General features: G+C 67.9%; 22 protein-coding genes and 1 riboswitch. Of the genes, 10 read left to right on the top strand and 12 right to left on the bottom strand.

What is annotated here, in order from left to right; genetic code table 11:
- Positions 1-143: 143 nt before the first annotated feature.
- Entirely contained in the window at positions 144-1,430 is a 1,287-nt protein-coding gene (locus ACO07J_RS13360; RefSeq protein WP_422029648.1) for a capsule biosynthesis protein, read from the bottom strand.
- Positions 1,431-1,572: 142 nt separating this feature from the next.
- On the opposite strand from ACO07J_RS13360, the gene ACO07J_RS13355 reads away from it, so the two are divergent.
- The gene (locus ACO07J_RS13355) at positions 1,573-2,166 is read left to right on the top strand and encodes a riboflavin synthase (protein WP_422029646.1); all 594 of its coding nucleotides are present in this window, start codon (positions 1,573-1,575) and stop codon (positions 2,164-2,166) included.
- Positions 2,167-2,427: 261 nt separating this feature from the next.
- Positions 2,428-3,378, top strand: coding sequence for a hypothetical protein (locus ACO07J_RS13350; protein ID WP_422029644.1), 951 nt, complete (start codon positions 2,428-2,430; stop codon positions 3,376-3,378).
- Positions 3,379-3,382: 4 nt separating this feature from the next.
- Here the strand turns inward: ACO07J_RS13350 and ACO07J_RS13345 are convergent, their stop codons facing one another.
- From ACO07J_RS13345 to ACO07J_RS13320, 6 genes are all read right to left on the bottom strand, one after another.
- Complete coding sequence (locus ACO07J_RS13345) at positions 3,383-4,429, bottom strand: phosphatase PAP2 family protein (RefSeq protein ID WP_422029642.1); 1,047 nt, start codon at positions 4,427-4,429, stop codon at positions 3,383-3,385.
- 158 nt (positions 4,430-4,587) lie between these two features.
- Positions 4,588-5,643 (bottom strand): proline racemase family protein, encoded by a 1,056-nt coding sequence (locus tag ACO07J_RS13340; RefSeq protein ID WP_422029640.1) that lies wholly within the window; start codon positions 5,641-5,643, stop codon positions 4,588-4,590.
- Positions 5,644-5,712: 69 nt separating this feature from the next.
- Positions 5,713-6,576: a DUF2189 domain-containing protein gene (locus ACO07J_RS13335; protein ID WP_422029638.1), complete on the bottom strand. Its 864-nt coding sequence runs from the start codon at positions 6,574-6,576 to the stop codon at positions 5,713-5,715.
- A gap of 158 nt (positions 6,577-6,734) precedes the next feature.
- Positions 6,735-7,388: a DUF3726 domain-containing protein gene (locus tag ACO07J_RS13330; RefSeq protein ID WP_422029636.1), complete on the bottom strand. Its 654-nt coding sequence runs from the start codon at positions 7,386-7,388 to the stop codon at positions 6,735-6,737.
- Entirely contained in the window at positions 7,385-9,079 is a 1,695-nt protein-coding gene (locus ACO07J_RS13325) for a hypothetical protein (RefSeq protein ID WP_422029634.1), read from the bottom strand. Before ACO07J_RS13325 ends, ACO07J_RS13330 begins: the two co-directional genes overlap by 4 nt.
- Before the next feature lie 3 nt (positions 9,080-9,082).
- Positions 9,083-10,105, bottom strand: coding sequence for a membrane dipeptidase (locus tag ACO07J_RS13320; RefSeq protein ID WP_422029632.1), 1,023 nt, complete (start codon positions 10,103-10,105; stop codon positions 9,083-9,085).
- 168 nt (positions 10,106-10,273) lie between these two features.
- Positions 10,274-10,468, top strand: a riboswitch (cobalamin riboswitch).
- A gap of 94 nt (positions 10,469-10,562) precedes the next feature.
- Between ACO07J_RS13320 and ACO07J_RS13315 the strand changes: the two genes are divergently transcribed.
- Both ACO07J_RS13315 and ACO07J_RS13310 read left to right on the top strand, forming a co-directional pair.
- On the top strand, positions 10,563-10,829 hold the full coding sequence (locus ACO07J_RS13315; RefSeq protein ID WP_422029630.1) for a hypothetical protein: 267 nt from the start codon (positions 10,563-10,565) through the stop codon (positions 10,827-10,829).
- A gap of 26 nt (positions 10,830-10,855) precedes the next feature.
- Positions 10,856-11,407, top strand: coding sequence for a sugar O-acetyltransferase (locus tag ACO07J_RS13310; RefSeq protein WP_422029628.1), 552 nt, complete (start codon positions 10,856-10,858; stop codon positions 11,405-11,407).
- Positions 11,408-11,414: 7 nt separating this feature from the next.
- Here ACO07J_RS13310 and ACO07J_RS13305 read toward each other — a convergent pair whose 3' ends face one another.
- Positions 11,415-12,704, bottom strand: a complete 1,290-nt coding sequence (locus ACO07J_RS13305) for an ArgE/DapE family deacylase (protein ID WP_422029626.1) — start codon at positions 12,702-12,704, stop codon at positions 11,415-11,417.
- 113 nt (positions 12,705-12,817) lie between these two features.
- On the opposite strand from ACO07J_RS13305, the gene ACO07J_RS13300 reads away from it, so the two are divergent.
- Complete coding sequence (locus ACO07J_RS13300) at positions 12,818-13,261, top strand: hypothetical protein (protein WP_422029624.1); 444 nt, start codon at positions 12,818-12,820, stop codon at positions 13,259-13,261.
- Positions 13,258-14,172, top strand: a complete 915-nt coding sequence (locus ACO07J_RS13295) for a cation diffusion facilitator family transporter (protein WP_422029622.1) — start codon at positions 13,258-13,260, stop codon at positions 14,170-14,172. Before ACO07J_RS13300 ends, ACO07J_RS13295 begins: the two co-directional genes overlap by 4 nt.
- 244 nt (positions 14,173-14,416) lie before the next feature.
- Here ACO07J_RS13295 and ACO07J_RS13290 read toward each other — a convergent pair whose 3' ends face one another.
- On the bottom strand, positions 14,417-14,632 hold the full coding sequence (locus tag ACO07J_RS13290; protein ID WP_422029620.1) for a DUF1127 domain-containing protein: 216 nt from the start codon (positions 14,630-14,632) through the stop codon (positions 14,417-14,419).
- Positions 14,633-14,880: 248 nt separating this feature from the next.
- On the opposite strand from ACO07J_RS13290, the gene ACO07J_RS13285 reads away from it, so the two are divergent.
- Together ACO07J_RS13285 and ACO07J_RS13280 are read left to right on the top strand one after the other, a co-directional pair.
- Entirely contained in the window at positions 14,881-15,981 is a 1,101-nt protein-coding gene (locus ACO07J_RS13285) for a P-loop NTPase (RefSeq protein ID WP_422029618.1), read from the top strand.
- A 40-nt stretch (positions 15,982-16,021) separates the two neighbouring features.
- On the top strand, positions 16,022-16,291 hold the full coding sequence (locus ACO07J_RS13280) for a hypothetical protein (protein WP_422029616.1): 270 nt from the start codon (positions 16,022-16,024) through the stop codon (positions 16,289-16,291).
- Between the two features lie 21 nt (positions 16,292-16,312).
- Here ACO07J_RS13280 and ACO07J_RS13275 read toward each other — a convergent pair whose 3' ends face one another.
- Together ACO07J_RS13275 and ACO07J_RS13270 are read right to left on the bottom strand one after the other, a co-directional pair.
- Positions 16,313-17,230, bottom strand: a complete 918-nt coding sequence (locus ACO07J_RS13275; protein WP_422029614.1) for a peptidoglycan-binding protein — start codon at positions 17,228-17,230, stop codon at positions 16,313-16,315.
- A 39-nt stretch (positions 17,231-17,269) separates the two neighbouring features.
- On the bottom strand, positions 17,270-17,659 hold the full coding sequence (locus ACO07J_RS13270; protein WP_422029612.1) for an OB-fold nucleic acid binding domain-containing protein: 390 nt from the start codon (positions 17,657-17,659) through the stop codon (positions 17,270-17,272).
- A gap of 126 nt (positions 17,660-17,785) precedes the next feature.
- Here ACO07J_RS13270 and ACO07J_RS13265 point away from each other — a divergent pair, with 126 nt between their 5' ends.
- Positions 17,786-18,109, top strand: coding sequence for a 2Fe-2S iron-sulfur cluster-binding protein (locus tag ACO07J_RS13265; protein WP_422029610.1), 324 nt, complete (start codon positions 17,786-17,788; stop codon positions 18,107-18,109).
- Positions 18,109-18,936: an FG-GAP repeat domain-containing protein gene (locus ACO07J_RS13260; RefSeq protein ID WP_422029608.1), complete on the top strand. Its 828-nt coding sequence runs from the start codon at positions 18,109-18,111 to the stop codon at positions 18,934-18,936. The genes ACO07J_RS13265 and ACO07J_RS13260 overlap by 1 nt, the downstream gene beginning before the upstream one ends.
- Positions 18,937-19,026: 90 nt before the next feature.
- Here ACO07J_RS13260 and purD read toward each other — a convergent pair whose 3' ends face one another.
- Positions 19,027-20,289: a phosphoribosylamine--glycine ligase gene (gene purD / locus ACO07J_RS13255; RefSeq protein WP_422029606.1), complete on the bottom strand. Its 1,263-nt coding sequence runs from the start codon at positions 20,287-20,289 to the stop codon at positions 19,027-19,029.
- Between the last annotated feature and the right edge of the window lie 89 nt (positions 20,290-20,378).

Here is a 20,378-nt window from a genome sequence, read left to right as displayed (position 1 = left end):
AGAGTCAGGGCGACGGTTCTCGCCCAGCGGGTTGAACGGGTTTTCACTGCTCGGTCTCCTCGACCTATTATTATTCTGCCTCAGGTTTTTCGTCCAAGCTAACGGAATCCGGAGGAAAAATCCAGCGCTAGAAGTTGTGCCCGTCAGGTGACGACCCGCAACTGTTGCCTCGGGGCCGCGGTTCCGGACTCGAGCGCCTCGTAGGGGTCCTCGGGGATGAGTATCATGTCGACGGCCTGACGCAGCAGCTGGCGGCGGCCGGAGGCGGAGTAGAAGCCGCCCGCGACCTGGCTGGTTTCGAGGAGGTAGCGGCGATAATCGGCATAGGCCTTGCGGTCGGGGCGCTCGGCCAGCTGGAAGAAATCGCGCAGCGGCTTGGTGGAGACGAACTCGGGCTTGGCATAGACCGCGTCGCCGAAGGTCTTGAGCGGGATGCCGCGCCAGAGCACCTGCTGGGCGGCGGTGGAGTTGACGGTGACGGCGCTGCGGGCCTCGTCGAGGAGCTGCGCGAGCTTGCCGCCGCGGACGAAGTGCACGCGGTCGTGGATGCCGTACTGGCGGGCGAGGCGGCGCAGGTCGCGGCGGATGGGTACGCGGCCGTCTTCGAGCGGGTGGGCCTTGACGACAAGGTGGTGGTGTTGCGGCGCGCCCTGGGCGAAGGCCTCGACCACGGTTTCGAGAAACTCGGACATGGTCGAGAAGGGGGAGTGCGACTGGAACGAGGAATCGTGTTCGAGCTGCAGGAGCGCCAGGTGGTAGGGAAAGCCGCCATGGCGGATGCGCAGGGTGGCGATGCGGCGTTCGATGGCCTGTGCGGGCATCAGCAGGAGGCGCTTGAGGTAGAGGGCGAATTCCTGCCGGACGGTCATGGCGCGGTGGGGCCGGAAGCCGCGGTAGCGACGGTTCAGCAGCAGCACGCAGCCGTGGTAGGCGGCGCCGTAGAAGATGTGCTGGCGCATGTCGCCCCAGCTGGCCGGGGGCAGGGCGGTGTCCATGTCGGAGTTTTCCAGCGCCTTGCGCATGTGCGAGACGCTCATCTCCATCAGCCGGGAATTGCCGTTGGAGCCGCCTCGTTCGTAGGTGACCCAGTAGGGGCGCATGTAGCCCTCCTCGAACACATGCACGGTGAGGCCCAGCTTTTTGGCCGCCGCGACGGCCTCGGCATGGATCGGGCGCATGTCGCCGTAGAGGACGAGGTCAGTCACGCCCTTTTCGGCGATGATCTGGCGGAAGCGGTCGGGCCATTCGGCGGCGGGTTGGGTGTAGGGGATGTAGCTTTTTCCGTCTTTCCAGAAGGCGCGGTCGCCCGCGTTGAAGCCGACGCGCCAGACGGCCGCGCCGGTGCGCCGGATCATCCGGCCCAGCTTGCTGAAAAACGGCCCGTGCGGACCTTGCAGAAACAGGAAAACCCGTTCGTTGCCCGAAACCATGGTCACATCATACCCACTACCTTGTTCGCGTGATTATTAGTATGGGAGTGGGGCGAAATTAAGTCTTAATCGGTGTGCGGACTTGTCCGCCGGCCCGCCGGGCGGTAGGTGCAGGCGGGACCAGGGCCAAAGGAGGCGGCGCATGTTCACGGGGATCATCACGGATGTGGGCGAGGTGCAACGGACCGAGCAGCGCGGCGACCTGCGCGCCCGGATCGGCACGCGCTATGACATGGCCCGGGTCGACATGGGCGCCTCGATCTGCTGTGACGGGGTGTGCCTGACGGTGGTGGGCAAGGGCGAGGGCTGGTTCGACGTGGATATCTCGGCCGAGACGGTGTCGAAGACCAACCTCGATAGCTGGGCCGAGGGGAAACGGGTGAACCTGGAGCGCGCGCTGAAGGTGGGCGACGAGCTGGGCGGGCATATCGTGTCGGGCCATGTCGACGGGATCGCCGAGGTGGTCGAGCTGCACGACGAGGGCGACAGCACGCGGGTGACGCTTCGGGCGCCCGAGGGGCTGGAGCGGTTCATCGCGCCCAAGGGCTCGGTGGCGCTGAACGGCACGTCCTTGACGGTAAACGAGGTGGCGGGGCGCGATTTCGGCATCAACTTCATCCCGCATACCAAGGTGGTGACGACCTGGGGCGACGTGAAGGTCGGCGACCGGGTGAACCTCGAGATCGACACGCTGGCACGGTACGTGGCGCGGTTGCAGGAGGTCGTGGCGGGGTGAACGCCCGTCGAGCGGGGTCGGTAGGGGCGGTGGTGCCGGTGGTGCCGGTGGTGCCGGGCTGAAGCCCGGCCTACGTGAACTCACGCGAACCGACGCATCCGGCTTGCCCCGCAGGCCGGGCTTCAGCCCGGCCCGGCACGCTTGCAGGATGTCGGCTGAAGCTTGCCTATGGCGGGCCGGCGAGGCCGGGGCCGGGCGGGATGCGACCGGGGCGTGCTATGCTGCGGTGGGTCGGGGCGCTTTCGCGGAAAGGGCGGGCGCATGTTCCTTCGATATCTTGTTTTCCTGGCCGGGCTCGCTATGGCGCAGCCTGTCGTGGCGCAGGAGGCGCCGTGCGAGCATGCGGCGTGCCGGGCCTCGCCCGCCTTCGGAGCGGCGTGCCGGGTGTATCTCGACGCCCCGGATGGCGACGCGACCCTGCATCGCAGCGTGCTGGGCGGCCGGGTCGGCGGGGTCAGCCGGGCGGTGCCCGAGGGCTGTTACCGGGCCGATCGGGTCTACGGCCTGCAGGGGTGGCGGTTCAACACGCGGGGCGGGCACAAGATCCGGCATGTGAAGGTCTTGCAGCAGGACGGGTCGCTGAGTTTCGCGCTGGCCGACCACAATGGCGAGGATTTCGCCGACGGGTTCGTCTGGCTGGTGCCGCTGCCCGAGGGGGTGGTGCTGCGGAGCGCGCAGGCGGACTGCCGGGGGGCCTGCCGCATCGGGCTGGCGCCGAAAGCGGCCGGGGAGGTGATGGTTCTGGCGGGGTTCGACCTGCGCCGTGACGGGAATGACGGGCATGTGCGGCGGTTCGCGGTGGGGCCGGTGACCGGCACCGCGACCGCACCGGAGCTGCGGGTGGATTTCCGCGACGACGATTTCGCCTATGCCGTCGAGGTGCAATACGCCTATCTGCCGGCCGGTGCGGTGGCGGGCGCCGGGGATGTGGCGCAATCCTATGCGCGCAACGATGGCGGGTTCGGTACGGCGACGGTGCGCAACCCGTCCTTTCCCGACCCTGCGCTCAGGGCGGAGACGGGAGAGGGGGATCTCGTCCTGCGGTTCTTTGCCTTTGCCTTCGGCAATGGGGGCCATTTCCTCGAGGATATCGGGATCGAGCGCCGGATGGGCGAATACGAGGCGTGGTTCCAGGACAACCAGGGGCGCGGCGAGCGGCGCCATCCGGATGACCCGTTCGACTGGCGGGTGGGGTTCGTGCGGCTGCGCTAGGGCATCAGCCGAAGCCGCGCAGCAGGCGACGGGCGAGGGCCCAGCAGCCGAGCGACAGGGCGATGGAAAAGTACCCGTCGATGGCGTAGTGCCAGCCGAGCTGGACCGAGCCCACCAGGATCAGCGCCGCAAAGCCGGTCATGATCCAGCCGAAGACGCGGGAGACCGAGAAGGCGTAGAGCGTCATCGTCACGGTCGAGGCCACGTGCATGGACGGCATGGCCGAGATGCCCCGGACCGGGCCGTCATTCATGTAACCGTCGAGCAGCATCTCCTGCAGGTCAAGCGCCCAGACCGGGCTGACCTCGTTGAAGGCGCGGAGCGTGTCCATCAGGGGCACGAAATCCGCGCCGTAGCCGAAGGCCTCGTAATAGACCGGGCCGACGGAGGAGAAGAGCGTGGCGAGGATGTTGCCGCCGATCACCCAGCAGAGCACGTCGGCCACGAGGTAGTGGCGGTGCTTGTCATGGCGCGAGACGTTGAAGCAGGCCACGAAGATCAGGAAATAGGCCAGCATCAGCCAGAGGTGATAGGCCGCGTTGATCGCCGTGGTGATGGCGGGCGTGCCGGTGAGGTGGAAGAGCAAGTGCCACGGGTCGGTGCCGCCGTGGAGCGCGCGGTCGAGCCAGGCGAAGGTGGGATCCCACGAGAACGGGTTGATCAGCGGGATCAGGTCCTTGCCCACCGTGAAGCTGCCGGCGAAGAGGCACATGGCGAGGAAGGCGAAGGCGCCGGTGAAGATGCGGTCGCGGTCGAGGAGGATCTCGCGCAGGTCGGTTGCGAACCACGCGATGGGGCGCCGGGGGCGGACTTTGACGATCATCCAGCCGAAGCGCCAGAAAAGCAGGATCACCAGGAAGAGCGGCACCTGCAGTTGCAGCAGGCTGATCAGCGTCGTCGCGGTGCCCGAGCCGAACGGGTGGCCGAGGAGCAGGCAGGCCGAGTAGACGCCGAGGAAATGCAGCGCGACCAGCCCGATCAGCAGCCGGATGCGCCAGAGCGCCGGGCCGATGGCCGATCTGCCGGCCAGGATATCCGTCTGCATGGTCATTCCGCCACCCTCATGACTGCCTCGGGGGCAGGGTATGACGGGGGAAATGGGCGTGGGGTCGACGGGATTGGGTCGATTTCGGGGCGATTCTGGGGGGTGGGGGCGTTTTCTTGAAAAGAAAACTGTCCGAAATCTTTTAAAGATTTCGGTGGGTTAAGTCAGGCCCAGATGTCGCCGATGGTGTAGCCTTGGGGGAAGGGGTCGGTGGGGTCGAGGAGATGCTGGGTGGTGCCGGAGATCCAGCCCTGGCCCGAGATGGAGGGGAGGATGGCGGGGTGGCCGGCGACGGTGGTGATCTCCTCGATGCGGCCGGTGAAGGTGGTGCCGAGGGGGCCTTCGGTGATGAAATCCTCGTGCGGGATAAGCTGGCCGCGGGCGTGGGCCACCGCCATGCGGGCGCAGAGGCCGGTGCCGCAGGGGGAGCGGTCGAGCACGCCCGGCAGTGCATGGGGGCGGGCCGGGTCGTAGCCGCCGGAGGAGACGGTGACGGCCTGCCTTGCGTGGGTGCCCGGCGTGGTGGTTGCGCCGGTGAGGTTGGTGATGGTGGGGCCGGTGATGGCGGGGTTTTCCGGGTGGGAGACGGGGAGTTGCTGACGGGCAGCGGCGAGGATGCGTTCGGAGGTGCGGACGATCTCGGCACCGTTCGAGGCGTCGAGGGAGATGCCGAGCGTGTCGGCATCCGCCAGCACGTAGAACATGCCGCCCCAGGCGATATCGACGGTGATCGGCCCGAGGTCGGGCACGTCGAGCGGGGCGTCGAGGTGGAGGGCGAAGGCCGGCACGTTGCGGTAGGTGACGCGGGTGACCTTGCCGTCATGGCAGTCGGCGCGGACGCGGATCAGGCCGGCGGGGGCCTCTAGGGTGAGCTCGGTCATGGGCTCCGTCATCGGCAGGATGCCGGTTTCCAGCAGCACGGTGGTCACGCAGATGGTGTTGGAGCCGGACATGGGCGGGTATTCCGTCTGCTCCATGATGATGAAGCCGGCGTCGGCGTCCGGGTGGCAGGGCGGCACGAGGAGGTTGCAGCAGAGCGCCGGCTGGCCGCGGGGTTCGCGGAGCATCAGGAGGCGCAGGTCGTCGGCATGAGCTTGCAAGTATTGCATCTGTTCGAAGACGGTGGCGCCGGGCAGGGGCGGGGCGCCGGAGGTGATGACGCGGCCGGGCTCGCCCTCGGCATGGGCCTCGACGGCGGTGATCATTCTCGTGGCGCGCATGGGTGCCTCCCCCGGTTTCCGGGGGAGGCTACGGGCTGCGGGCGGAAAGCGGAAGGCCTTCCGAGCCGGTCAGATGTCGCGCGGGACGGCGGCGCGGTAGAGGTGCCAGGTGGCGTGGCCCAGCACCGGCAGGACGACGATCAGCCCGAGGAAGAGCGGCAGCGTGCCCAGAAGCATCAGGGCGGCGACGACAGCGCCCCAGAGCGCGACGGTGACCGGGTTTTCCCGGGCGACCTGAAGCGAGGTGGCGACCGCGATGGGCACGCCTACGTGCCGGTCGATCAGCATGGGGAGCGATATCAGGCTGATGACCAGCACGATCGCCGCGAAGACGAAGCCCACGGCCATGCCGGTGACGATCATCGTCCAGCCGGCGGAGGTGGTGAACACGTCGGCCAGGAAGGCATTGGCGGAGGCGGGCGGTTCGGGGCCGAGTGTCCAGCCGTAGATCTGCAGCGCGGTGAACATCCAGGCCACGAAGATCGCCAGCAGGTAGAGGGCCATGGCCAGCACCGGGCCGATATTGCGGGCCTGCAGGACGGTGAGCGCGGTGCTCCAGTTGACGTTGGCCTGGGTCTCGGCCTTGCGGCTCATCTGGTAGAGGCCGATGGCGGCCACCGGCCCCAGCAGCAGGAAGCCCGCCGCGAGGGGGAAGATCATCGGCAGCAGCGCCTCGTTGAAGGCCATGACCGAAAGGGCGAGGCCGATGACGGGGTAGATCAGCACGATGAACATCACGTCGGTGCGATAGCGCGAGAAATCGTCGAAGCCGGCGGAGAGGGCCGCGCGGATGTCGGCGGTGGTGAGGATGTTGGTTTCCGGGATCTCGGTGAGTTCGCTGCCGAGGGCGTCGGCGGCGCTGCCCATGGCGCGGCCGGTGCCGGAGGCGCCCTGGGCGAGCCATGTGAGGGGGTTTCCGATTGTCTTGACCATGTTCGACCTCCCGATCGGGTGCCGGAACGGTCAGACCCGTCCCGGACGGGTGCCGGCGGCGCCGGTTTCGGCCCGCCATTCCAAGGAGTTAGTGGCCAATTGTCGCATGTTTCGCCGATTCGCGCGAGGGGGATCACCAAGGCGTGAAAGGTGCGGGCTCAGTCGTTGTCGGTGAGACCCGCGCCGGCGCCGGAGGCGCGGCTTTCGGGGGTGCCCGGCGCGTAGGTGCGGTGGGCGAAGGCGGCGAGGGTTTCGACCGCGCCCGCGGGGAGGTCGCCGCGATGGGCGCGGGGGAGGGGCTGGCCGCTGGCGGGGTCGGCGGGGCCGATTGCGAGCGTTTCGGTGCGGCTGGCGGTGAGCGCGGCCGGGTCGGCGATGTCGGCGAAGACGCCGTCGCCGCCGCAGGTGACGGTGACGCCGGGCCAGCGGATGAAGAGCGGGCGGCCGGCGAGGTCGGCGGCCCATGCGGTGTAGGGGACGAGGAGGAGCGGGCGGGCGGTGGCGGCCATGGTGATGGTGCGGCCGTCTGCGAGGTCGCGGGCGCGGTCGGTGAGCGCGGCGCCGGCGGCGGAGGGGCAGAGCAGGCCGTCGCGGGCGGCCCACGGCTCGGCGTCGGTGCGGGGGCGGACGGCGTCCCATGTGACGCCGTCCTGCGCCAGCAGCAGCGCGGCCAGCGTTTCCGCCCCCGGCCAGCCCGCGGCGCAGAGCCAGCGGACGGCCTTGCCGGTTTCCTCGGCCAGTCCCCAATCCATCCCGCCGCCCCGGGCGGCCTTGCGCGAAAGCGCCTCGATCTCGTTCAGCGACCAGCTCACTCGCCGACCTCGGGCAGGCGCGGCAGGGTCCAGTCATCGGCGGCGTTACGGGCGAGGTCCTCGGGGAAGGGGGCGTTCTGGTACATGTTGATGCGTACCCAGCGGTCGGAGCGCGGGTCGAAATGGCAGGCGCCGAAGAAGCTGAGCTTCATCCGCAGCATGTCGATGGGCATGACCGAGGCGTCGATCGTGTTGTCGCGGATCTCGGCATAGGCGAGTTGCGCGGCGATCTGGGCGCGGCGGGCGATGTGGCGGTGCTCGGGGTGCTTGAGCAGGAACTCGGCCACGGTGGGCGCGTCGGAGGCGGTGAGGGCGATGTGCATCAGGGCGGCGTCGCGCCCCGGGCAGAGGGGCTGTTCATAGGGGTTGAGGGGTTCCTCGAACCGTTCGCCCATGCGGGGTTCGAGCTTTTCTTCGGAGGTGTACCAGATGCGGGCCTGCGCGGGCCTTGCGCTCCAGTCGATGGCCAATGCCCAGCCGTAGACGTCCTCGATGATGGCGCGGAGATCGGCGAGGGGCATGGCGCCGTCGATGCGCCAGTTTTCATCCTCGTCGGCGCTCATGGTCTCGCAGAGGTCGTCGACCAGATCGCCATGGGGTTCGAGCAGGAGCGAGACGAGCTGTTCCTGTCCTTCGAGGGAAAGCGTGGCCTCGCCCCAGCGCCAGAGGCGGTCCCACGGGTAGGGGGCGGTCATGTCGGCGATGGCGAGATGTTCGGTCAGCGCCAGCATGTCGGCGCGGAGGTCTTCCAGCTTGGCCTGCTGGCCGGGATGCTCGGAGCGCCAGCCATGGGCGTGGATGCGGGCGCGGGCGGCGGTCTGGCGGAAAGCGGTGACGGTGGCGCGCGGCGCCTCGGGGAGGGCGCGGACGCGGCGGAGCGCCTCTTCCCGGGCGGCGACCCAGTTGTTGAGGAGCGCGGGGTGGGTGATCAGGAAGGGCGCCATGCCGAGCCCGGTGGAATTGCCGATGCCGAAGCGGCGGCGCAGCACCGGGTCGAGGGCGAGGGCCTGACCGGGCGCGCGGGCGCGGGCCATGTGCTCGACCAGGTCCATGACGAAGGCGCGGGTGAGGTAGACCGACAGCATCTCGACCTGGAACGGCGCCTGGAACTCGGGCCGGTCGGCCAGCGCGGCGCGGTCGGCGGCGCCGAACTTGCCGGAGCCGTAGACGGCGGTGGTGCGCATGAGATAGCCGACTTCGGCGATTTTCCGCGCATCGGGCTGTTTTCCGGCGGCGAGGCGGTCCACCACGTAGTCCCACAGCCGGACCGAGCGGTTGGCGCGGGAGAGCGAAAGCTCGCGCTCGGAGATGCGGCCGGCCTCCTGCCGGGGGACGTTGTCGGCGAGGCGGGCGATGTCGGCCTCGTCGGGGATGCCGTCGAAGAGGGTGAAGGTCGCATCCCACGCGGTGGCGATCACCCGGTCGGAGCGCTGGTCGGCGGGCAGGTCGTGGGAGAAGGCGATGAGGGAGTAGCTGCGGGCGGGCGTGTGCGCCACGTAAACTGCATGGCCTATGCCCTTGGCATCTATATCGAAAACCCGTTCCTCGAACCGCCATTGCTCGGCCTTCATGCGGCGCAGGAGCTGGCGCATGAAGGACAGGCGGGTCTGGTGGAACGCGCCGAGCCGGGCCAGTTTCATGACCGTGTCGGGCGGGCGGCACGATATGGTGGGCGTTTCGGCCTCGGCCATTGTTCAGGTCTTTCGCTTGGCGCCGGGCCCGAAGTTCTGATCGAAAAAGCGCAGCCAGTTCTCCCCCAGAAGGGCCGCTGTTTCCCCGTCGTCAAAGCCTTTGTTGCGCAATCCTTGCTCGATACTAGCGAAATCGCGGTTGTCACGGAACCATGCGGGTTGCGGGGGGAAGCCGGGGGCGGCGGCGGAGCCCTCGCCGTAGTCGGTTTCCTTGGTCCAGCGGCCGGAGCGCATCCAGTCGACGACGCTGTCGGGCTGATCCTGGCAGAGGTCGGAGCCGATGCCGAAATGCTCGATGCCGAAGCGGTCGGCCATGTCGGCGACCATGGCGCAGAAGCTGTCGAGCGTGCAGTCGGATTTGTCCTTGAGGTGATGGGGATAGAGGGAGAAGCCCATCATGCCGCCGTTTTCGGTGACCGCGCGGATCACCTCGTCGCGCTTGTTGCGCAGCGCGGGCTGCCAGCGGTGGGGGTTGGCGTGGGTGATGGCGATGGGGCGCTCGGAAAGCTCGGCGGCCTCGATGGTGGAGCGGTCGGCGGAATGGCTCATGTCGATGACGAGGCCCACGCGGTTCATCTCCCTGATGACCTGACGCCCCATGCGGGTGATGCCGGGATCCTCGGCCTCGTAGCAGCCCGTGGCGAGGAGGGACTGGTTGTTGTAGGTGAGCTGCATGAAGCGGGCGCCGAGGGTGTGGACGATCTCGACGAGGCCGATATCGTCCTCGATGGGGGCCGGGGTCTGGAAGCCGAAGAAGATGGCGGTGCGGCCGGTTTCCTTCGCAAGGCGGACGTCGTCGCCGGTCAGGCCGTGGAAGATGAGATCGGGGTGCTGTTCGAAGCGGCGGTTCCAGGCCTCGATATTGAGGACGGTTTCGCGGAAATTCTCGTGGTAGGCGATGGTGACGTGCACGGCATCGACACCGCCCTCGCGCATCTGGCGGAAGATCTTTTCCGACCAGTTGGCGTATTGCAGGCCGTCGATTCGGTGGGGCGTTGCGCCAGCCGGGGATTCGCTGGGGGTCATCTTTGGGTCTTTCTCGCCGTGGGCGGGTATGCGCGGGCATTGGGGCACGGCACACCGCCCAGATCAAACGCAAAATGGCGGATCGCGGGGATTAGGGGCGGGCGGGGCCGTTGGGCCGGGGCCGGGGCGTTGCCTGCGATCTTCGCTTGTGTGGGGCGCGGCGAGGTGCGACAGTGAATGTCCGAGGTGCCGGTGCCCTTCTCGGAGGGGCCGGAGAATTGGGAAGCCGGTGAGAGACCGGCGCTGCCCCCGCAACGGTAAGTATGGGGGGCAGGGGCGAGATGCCACTGGACGCATTTGTCCGGGAAGGTGCCCCTGTCCTGACCCGCGAGCCCGGAAACCAGCCTTGGAGCAACGTCAAGCCGCGGGGGGCGGTGCGGGCGGATGGGTTTCGGCGCATCGCCTTGCTGTCCTTCGCCCCAGTTCGGCCCGGGGTGTGGCCGGTGGAGAAGATGATATGACCGCGACGCGGATACTGGACGGGTTGGAACGCAGCGAGGCCACCGGGGCGGAGGCCGACAGCGTGGCGCGGCTGGGGTTCCTTGAATGGGCCTTTGGCCTCGAGGGCGAGGTGACGCCGGCCAAGGCGAAGGCCGCGCTGGACAGCGCCGAGGCGCGAGAGCCCGAAAGCGATGCGGCCTGTGCCTTCGTGGTGTTCCTGCGGCAGGCGACGCGGCCGATGACGGGCGGCGCGCGCCGGGGGCGGCGGCGGGCGCTTCACTGAGGGCGCGCCGCCCGCTAGGGTTCGGCATGACCAGCGAGAAAGAGAAGATGCAGGCGGGGGCGTGGTACACGTGCCATGACCCGGAGCTGTTTGCGATGCAGGATGCGGCGCGGGCGGCGTGCCATGCGCATAACACCGGCGTGCCGGCAGAGCGCGGGGCGATTGGCGCCGCGCTGGCGGCGTTGTTCGCCGAGATGGGCGAGGATTGCATGATCGAGGCGCCGTTTCACTGTGCCTACGGGGTGAACATCCACCTGGGGGCGCGGGTCTACATGAATGCGGGCTGTACGATTCTGGATACCGCCGAGGTGCGGATCGGGGATGACACGATGCTGGGGCCGGGGGTGCAGATCTATTGCCCGACGCATCACAAGGACCGGGCCAAGCGGGTGGCCGGGCTGGAACGGGCGCGGCCGGTGGTGATCGGGCGCGAGGTGTGGGTCGCGGGCGGGGCGATCCTGTTGCCTGGCGTGACGGTCGGGGATGGCGCGATCGTCGGCGCGGGCAGCGTGGTGACGCGGGACGTGGCGCCCGACACGATGGTCCTGGGCAACCCGGCGCGGGTGCGCGCCGGGTAGACCCGGCTCAGGCCTTGGTCAGGCCGCACCATTCGGCGATGAAGAGGGCGATGACGCCGGTGGATTGCTTCACCGAGGCGAGGTCGACCCGTTCGTCGAACCCGTGGATGTTCTCGGCCACTGGCCCGTAACAGAGGCTGGGGATACCGTGGTAGAGCCCGTAGAAGCGCGTGTCGGTCAACGCCGTGAAGGCGCTGTCCTGGGGGCCGTCCTGTCCGAAGACGGATCTGTGGGCCGCCGACAGTGCGGTTTCGGGGGCGTCGGCGTTCTCCAGGACGAAGCCGTCGGCCTGGAAGCCGTTCCAGACGATGTCCGGCGGATTGGAGCGGAGGAAGGGGTGGGCCTCGGCCGCCCTGGCGACGGTATCGGCGATCTCGGCCTTGACGTCGTCGACCGACCAGCCGGGCAGCAGGCCCATGCGGCAGTCGACCTCGCACCAGGAGGGCACCGAGGAGGCCCAGTCGCCGCCCTTGATCTTGCCGGCGTTGAAGTTGATCGGGTGCTCTTCGCCCTTGTAGGCCGGGTGATCGGCGGCGCGGACGTTGTAGTCTTCGCAAAGCTCTTCCAGCGCGGTGAGAAGCTGGAACGTGCCCATGATGGCGTTGGCGCCGGTGCCGGCATAGGCGACGTGGGCGGGACGGCCCTGCACCCGCAGCTTGAACCAGACGACGCCGACCTGGGCGCGGACGAGGGTGTGGCCGGTGGGTTCGGGGATGAAGACGCAATCGGCGCGGTAGCCGCGGGCCAGGGTGGCGAGCGCCCCCATGCCGGTGCTTTCCTCCTCGACCACGGACTGGAAGTGCAGGCGGCCCTCGGGGGCGAAGCCGGCGCGGCGGATGGCGTCGACGGCAAAGAGGGCGGCGGTGTCGCCCGACTTCATGTCGCCGGCGCCGCGGCCGTACATCCAGCCGTCTTTCACGACCGGTTCGTAGGGCGGGGCGGACCACATTTCGGCGGGGCCTTCGGGCACGACGTCGAGATGGCCCTGCAGGATCAGGGATTTGCCGCCCGTTCCGGCCCCGTCGAGCGTGCCGGTCACCGAGCGGATGGCGACGAGATCGCCGCCGGAATCGCAAAAGCCCGGTTCGTTCACGAGTTCGCTCATCGGCACGGTCCAATCGTCGACCTGCCAGCCGCGGGCGGCCAGGGCGTCGGACATGTAGTCGAGCGCGGCGTCCTCCTCGCCGCGGCGGCTGGGCAGGCGGGTGAGGTCGGCGAGAAAGGCGACCTGGTCTTCGAAGCCCGCCTCGACCGCGTCGAGAATGGCGTTCCGGGTTTCTTCGGGGATGGCGGACATGACGGCTCCTTTTGTGGTCGGGGGAAAGGGAGCAGGCGGGGCTTCGCCCGTCAAGGTGGATCGATGGCAATGGCCCGGAACCGGCGCCGCGCCGGCGACGTTCCGATAGAGTGATGAACCCTTTCCGGCTGTTCCTTCCGACACTTCTGTTCTGCCTTGCCGGGTGTCTCGAGATCCCCTCGGACCCGCTGGGGACGACCCGGAACGTCGAGGCCGCCGGAATGATGAGGGTCGGGTTCGTCGGCGGCGAGGCGGAGAGCCGGTATCCGGAAATGGAACGCTTCGCGGCACGTGTGGCCGAGGCGCACGGGGTTGACCTCGATGGCCGCATCGGCGCAGAGGGGGCGCTGCTGCGGGCGCTGGAGGAGGCCGAACTTGACCTGGTCATCGGCGTATTTCCCGAAAAATCGCCGTGGAACGAGCGGGTCGCCTTCACGAGATCGGTGGTCAGACCGGAGCCCGGCAAGAGGGTGCCGGTTCTTCGCGGGGCCGTGCATAACGGAGAAAACCGGTGGCTGCTGTCGATAGAGCGGGTGATCGAGAAGGGGCGGCCGTGAAGAACGTTCCCAAAGAGATACATGACACCCTGCGCCGGGCCCGCCGGCTGGAATGGTGGACGTTGTTCTGGCAGGCGACCATCGTGGTGGGAATGTATTTTGCCATCGGGTCGAGCCAGTCGATGAAGTCGGCCTGGGTCGAGGACCTTCTCGGATTGCTGCCGGCCACCACCTTTCTTATTGCCCTGCATTTCGAGCAGAAACGCCCAACCGAACGCTTTCCTTTCGGATATGCACGGTTCAACAGCCTGGCATTCCTTGTCTCTGCCACGGGGCTTGTCGTGATGGGCCTCTTCCTGGTCTACGATTCGATGTCGAAGCTCGTTCAGGCAGAACACCCGACGATCGGACCGGCGCCGGTCTTCGGGGCCGATCTCTGGATGGGATGGGTGATGGTGGCGGTTCTTGCCTATTCGGTCGTGCCGCCGGTCATTCTCGGCCGGCTGAAAATTCCCCTGGCCCGCAAGCTTCAGGACAAGGTTTTGTATACCGATGCCCTGATGCAGAAGGCCGACTGGATGACGGGCCTTGCGGGTGCCTTCGGGGTGATCGGCGTGGGGCTCGGCTGGTGGTGGGCCGACTCGGTCGCCGCGCTCGTCATCTCGGTGAATATCATCAATGACGGGCGCAAGGCGCTGACCATTTCCGCGGCGGAGCTGGTGGATGGCACACCTCGCAAGCTCGACACCAACGAGATCGCGGAGGACGCCCAGCGGCTGGAGGAGAGCCTGAAGGCCGATTGGGGCGCGAGCCACGTGAAGCTGCGCGAATGCGGGCGCTATATCTTTGCGGAAGTCGATCGGCTCGACGGGACGCCCACGCTGGACCAGATGTGGCCGGACGGACAGGAGCGGCCGTGGCGGCTGGCGTCGGTCTCGAAGACGCTGCGGGTGCGGGAGACGGTCGAATAGGCGGGCATCCGGCACGGTCACCGGGAGGCACGCGGTACCCAAAAAAGAAAACGGCGACGCCTGGGAGGAGGAGTGGCGCCGCCGTTCCATTACGTTCGGCCCTGGGAGGAGGAGTAGGGCCTTACGCAGCTGTCAGGACCGAAAATTGGCCCCGGTATTTTGGGCGACGGCATCAGGGAGGAGGAGAGATGCCGTCGCCATTTCCGGATGCCCCAGGGAGGAGGAGAGGGACACCCGAACCTTGTTATTCGCCGTAGACTGCCTCCCGCGCCGCAGCGCGGATGCCGGACCGGTGGATACCGAGATCGGCCAGGGTGGCCGCGTCCAGCTCGGACAGTTCGCGCACGGTTGCGCGGTAGGCGAGGTAGTCGTATGCCGCTTGCATCAGGTGATGCGCTGCAGCGCTGATTTCGATGGCGAGGCCCGTCTGTGCGGCGCTCTTCTCGCTTGTGTATGCCATTTTCGGCTCCGTCTTCTTTCCTGGCCCCCGTTCGCGAGGGGATGTCGTTTTTTGTTTCTGAGAACAAAGATAGCCAAATGCTGCATGTGCACAATACCCAGATAATCATTGCTGCTATGCAGAAACTGCATAAGAAAGACTGACCTAAATTGAGGCAAAGTGTCTGTATTTTAAGCTAAAAATTTCTACCCCTTGCAGGTGCAGAAAAATCTGCCACCTATTGCAGCAGAACTGACGGGAGAACGGGCATGAGCGATATTCGCGCTGCAATAGAGGCCGAGCTGAAGCGGCTGGAGCTGCCGGACGGCGGCAACCTGATCTCGCGCGATATGGTGCGGGCGCTGTCGGTGGAGGGCGGTGTTGCGCGATTCGTGATCGAGGCGCCCAGCCCCGATATCGCCCGCAAGATGGAGCCGCTGCGCGCCGCCGCAGAGCGGGCGGCGGCCTCGGTCGAGGGGATCGAGCGGGCCTCGGTCGCCTTGACCGCGCATGAGCAGAAGGGCAAGGCGCCCGGTAAACCCGCCGGCGGATCGGACGAGGGCGCGCCCTCGCTGAAGCTGGGCGGGCACCCGAAGGGCGGGCAGTCCTCGATCCGGCCGGCCTCGGTGCGCTCGCTGATTGCCGTGGGCTCGGGCAAGGGGGGCGTGGGCAAGTCGACCGTGTCGTCGAACCTTGCCGTTGCACTGGCGAAGCAGGGCCGCAAGGTGGGGCTGCTGGACGCGGATATCTACGGCCCCAGCCAGCCGCGCATGATGGGCGAAAGCAAGCGCCCGGCCAGCCCCGACGGCAAGATCATCGAACCCCTCAAGGCGCATGGCGTGACCTTCATGTCGATCGGCCTGATGCTCGACCCCGACAAGGCGGTCGTGTGGCGGGGGCCGATGCTGATGGGGGCGTTGCAGCAGATGCTGAGCCAGGTGAACTGGGGCGAGCTCGATGTGCTGATCGTCGACCTGCCGCCGGGGACGGGCGACGTGCAGCTGACGCTGAGCCAGCGGGCGCAGCCCACCGGCGCGCTGATCGTGTCGACGCCGCAGGACGTGGCGCTGCTGGATGCGCGCAAGGCGATGGACATGTTCAACACGCTGAAGACGCCGATCCTTGGCCTGATCGAGAACATGTCGGTGTTTCACTGCCCTGAATGCGGCTACGAGGCGCATATCTTCGGGCATGGCGGCGTGTCGAAGGAGGCGGAGAAGCTGGGGATACCGTTCCTCGGCGCGCTGCCCATCGACCTCGATACGCGGCTGGCGGGCGACGAGGGCAAGCCCATCGCGCTGGGCGACGGGCCGATGGCGCAGGCCTATGCACAGCTTGCCGATCGGCTGGTGCAGGGCGGGATGGCCTGAGGCCGGTCGCCCGCGGGCCGGATCGCGCTAGATCCGGGTCATGCTGATCGCGGTCATCTGCATCTACATGGGCGTCTGGGGCTGTGCGTATTGTGCGGCGCAGGCGGAGGGCGGTGTGCGGTTTGCCGCGATGTACGCGGTGGCGGTGCTGGTGTTGCCGGCGCTTTTCGGGGTGGCGTTCTGGCTGATCTATCAACGGGTTGACGCGGAGGGCGCAGGCAACCTGACGCGGCTGGTGATCCTGATCGGCGCGGGGTTGGGGCTGGTGTTTTACCCGCTGATCTACCTGCGCACCCGGCGGGACGTGTAAGGGGCGCAGCCGGACGCGCCGCTAATAGGTTTCCTTGGAAATCGGCAGCGGCGTGAGGCTGCCGTTGTTACGTTTCTTCTCTTCCTCGAGGGCCGCTTCCAGCTCGGCCGCGCGTTTGGCCTTTTCGGCCGTCTCGGCCTCTTGCCGTGCCTGTTCCTCGGCCTCCCGTTTGGCCTGTTCGGCCTTTTCGGCCTCGAGGGCGGCAAGGCGTTCTTCTTCCCGTTTCGCGGCCGCTTCGGCCTCGGCCACGGCCTTGGCCTGGCGTTCGGCCTCCTTCCGGGCGGCCTCGTCCTTCTCGGCCTCGAGGCGGGCGATCTGTTCGGCCTCCTTGCGGAGCGCGGCCTGTTCGGCGGCGATCCGCGCCTCTTCGGCCTCGAGGATCTTCTCGGCCTTGGCCGCGGCCTCGAGCCGGCGTTCCTTTTCGCCGGGAAGCTCGACCGGCGAGAGGCCCATCTGCCGGGCGGCCGCCAGCGAGATCTTGGCCGAATCGAGCCCCTGCGGCTTTTGATAGGCGCGGATGGCGGCCTTGGTGACGCCGTCCATCTCGCCGTTGATCGGGCCGCGGTAATGGCCGCGCGCCTTGAGCGCCCGTTGCAGGGAGGTGTTGAATTCCGGCGTGAGCTGGTACTCGCAGGGGGTTTCGAACCAGGTGGCCTTGCGCGGCTTGACGATCTTCTGCTGCGTTTCCGTCTTGTAGACGGCGGGCGTGCCGGTGGCGCCGTCGGTGGCAAGCCCGGCGGGCTGGACCACGACCTGTTCGGTCACCGTCTCGATCACGGCGGGGGTTTCGTCCTGTGCCCAGCAGGTGCCGGGCTGGGCGCCGGGGGGCGCATCGCGGGCGACCACCTCGGCGGGTTCGGCCATCTCGGGCAGGCCCGCCTGGCAGGCGCCAAGCAGGGATGTGGCCGCAACAACGGCTGGTAACAGGTTGATTTTCATGCTCGATGCCTCTTGCGGGCGGTCTTGTTGCGGCGCAGTCTAGCCGGTTTCGCCCTCGCGGGGAAGCGGGCAATCGGGATCGAGCAGCCGGTCTAGCAGCGGGGACACATCCTCGATCTCCTCGGCGACGACATGAACGACGCCGGCCTCGCGCTGAACCCGGCCGGTGACCCGCAGGAGCCGTCCCGAGATCACCGCCCGGCGGAAGCGTTCGTACATGTTGCGCCAGACGACGATGTTGACCACGCCGGTCTCGTCCTCGAGCGTGAGGAAGATCACGCCCTTGGCGGTGCCGGGGCGCTGGCGCAGGATGACCAGCCCGGCCACGGTGACGCGGGCGCCGCCCGGCGGTTCGTCAAGCCGGGCGGCGACGAGGGCCGCGGGCGGGCGCGGCCATGTGCCGGGGCGGGTGGGAGAGACCACTTTCATGAGAACGAATATAGAACATTCGGGATTTGTCGCAACTCCCGGCGCGTCCTGTCGCAAATGGGGCTGGCCTCTCCTACATGGCTTGGCTAGGAACCATTGAAATCCGAGGCGAGGGAGACCGCAGTCATGGCGAAAATCACCTATATCGAGCACAACGGCACCGAACATGTGGTCGAGGTGGCCAACGGGCTGACCGTGATGGAAGGCGCGCGCGACAACAACATCCCCGGCATCGAGGCGGATTGCGGCGGGGCCTGCGCCTGTTCGACCTGCCATGTCTATGTCGACCCGGCCTGGGTGGAGAAGCTGCCCGAGAAGGACGACATGGAAGAGGACATGCTCGACTTCGCGTATGAGCCCGACCCGGCGCGCTCGCGCCTGACCTGCCAACTCAAGGTGACGGATGCGCTGGACGGGTTGGTGGTGCAGATGCCCGAGAAGCAGATCTGATGCGCGCGCTGGCGGCGGTTGCCCTCGGGCTGCTGCTGCCGGCTGTCGGCTGGGCCTGCGAGGCGCGGACCGGGGGGTATGGGCTTCCGGGGCGGTTTGCCGAGGCCGAAGTAGTCAATACGAAACCCGGTGGCGGTGCGCATGAGGGCTGGGTGCCGAGAGGCGCGCGGCTGGTGATGCATGCGGGGTTTTTGCAGGAAACGGACGCATACGGGCATGGCGTGCTGGGCGACCTGCGCGACGCCAAAGCACTGACCATTCATCTGCGGATACCCGGCGATAGCCGCATCACTTGCCCGGCGGAGGTGGTCCTTCCGCGGGGCGAGGTGTTCGAGGATATCGCGCCAAGGCTGGCCGATCTCGACGGTGACGGGCTGCCGGAGATCGTGGTGGTACAGTCGAACGCCGCGACGGGGGCGAAGCTGGCGGTCTATGACCGGCGCGCCAGGCTGGTGGCGGCAACGCCCCATATCGGGCAGCGGCACCGCTGGCTGGCGCCTGTGGCGGTGGCGGATCTGGATGGCGACGGGCATGTGGAGCTGGCCTACGTGGACCGGCCGCACCTGGCCAAGCGGTTGCGGGTCTGGCGGTTTCGGGGTGGCAAGCTCGAGCACGTGGCGGATGGCGAAGGGTTCACCAATCACCGGATCGGCTGGGATTTCATTGCCGGCGGGGTGCGCCGGTGTGGGGGTGCTGTGGAGGTTGTGACTGCCAGTGCCGACTGGAGCCGTATCGTGGCGGCGCGGCTCACATCAGGCCGGGTCACTCACCGCGACCTCGGCCCGTATACCGGTCCCTACAGCCTCAACGCTGCAACCCGCTGCTAAACGCTTCTTCTGGCTGAAAATATCCCGGGGAGCGCGAGGGGCTGGCCCCTCGCTCCCGTCGGATGGCGCAAGCCGTTCGATCCCAAAGGCTTAGAGCGCCCGCCACCCGATATCGCGCCGGAAAACCCCCTCCGGCCAGTCGATCTTCTCGATCATCCCGTAAGCCCGGTCGGCCGCCTCGCGCAATGTCGCCCCCCGCGCCGTGACGTTCAGAACGCGCCCGCCGGTGGCGACAAACTGGCCGTCCTTGCGGCCGGTGCCGGCGTGGAAGACCATGTGGAAGCTGTCTTCAGGAACGTCCTCCAGCCCCTTGATGGTGCTGCCTTTTTCGTAAACGCCCGGATAGCCGTCGGCGGCCATGACCACGGTCATGGCGTGATCGTCGGCCCAGTTGACGCGGGCCTCGGCCAAGCGGCCTTCGGCGGCGGCGTGGAGGAGGTCGAAGGCCTGGGCGCCGAGGCGCATCATCAGCACCTGGCATTCCGGGTCGCCGAAGCGGACGTTGTATTCGACGAGGCGGGGTTCGCCGTCCTTGATCATCAGCCCGGCATAGAGGACGCCCTGGTAGGGGGTGCCGCGTTTGGCCATTTCGCGCAGGGTGGGTTTTATGATCTCGTTCAAGGCCTTGTCGGCGATAGTTGATGTCAGCACCGGCGCCGGGGAGTAGGCGCCCATGCCGCCGGTGTTGGGGCCGGTGTCGCCTTCGCCGATGCGCTTGTGATCCTGCGCGGTGCCGATGGGCAGCGCCTCTTCCCCGTCGCAGAGGATGAAGAAGGAGGCTTCCTCGCCTTCCATGAATTCCTCGATCACCACCTCGGCGCCCGCCCCGCCGAAAGCCCCGCCGAACATGTCGTCGATGGCGGCGTGGGCGTCCTCGACGGTTTCCGCCACGATCACGCCCTTGCCGGCGGCGAGCCCGTCGGCCTTGACCACGATGGGAGCGCCCTGGGCCGTCACGTAGTCCTTCGCGGCGGCGGCGTCGGTGAAGTGGCCATAGGCGGCGGTGGGGGCCTTGGCCGCGTCGCAGATTTCCTTGGTGAAGCTCTTCGAGGCCTCCAGCCGGGCCGCGGCCTCGGACGGGCCGAAGACCAGCAGGCCCGCGTCGCGCAGGCGGTCGCCGACGCCGGCGGCGAGCGGCGCCTCGGGGCCGATGATGACGAATTCGATGGCGTTGCCGTCGCAGAAATTCACCACCGCCGCGCCGTCCTCGATGTCGAGCGTGGCGCATTCGGCGATCTCGGCGATGCCGGCATTGCCCGGCGCGACGATCAGCTTGTCGCATTTGGGGTTCTGCATGACCGCCCAGGCCAGCGCGTGTTCGCGCCCGCCGCCGCCGAGGATGAGAATGTTCATGGCGCACGCCTCCTTGCCCGGTTCCGGCCTCTCGATAGCGGCAGTGGCGGAAGGTGGCAAGCGGCGGAAGGGCGCAGGAACAGGGCGGC

Source organism: Roseovarius sp., from assembly GCF_965228755.1.
Taxonomy (GTDB): domain Bacteria; phylum Pseudomonadota; class Alphaproteobacteria; order Rhodobacterales; family Rhodobacteraceae; genus Roseovarius.
Note: the sequence above shows the minus strand (reverse complement) of the source record. Positions and strands in the feature narration are given on the sequence as shown.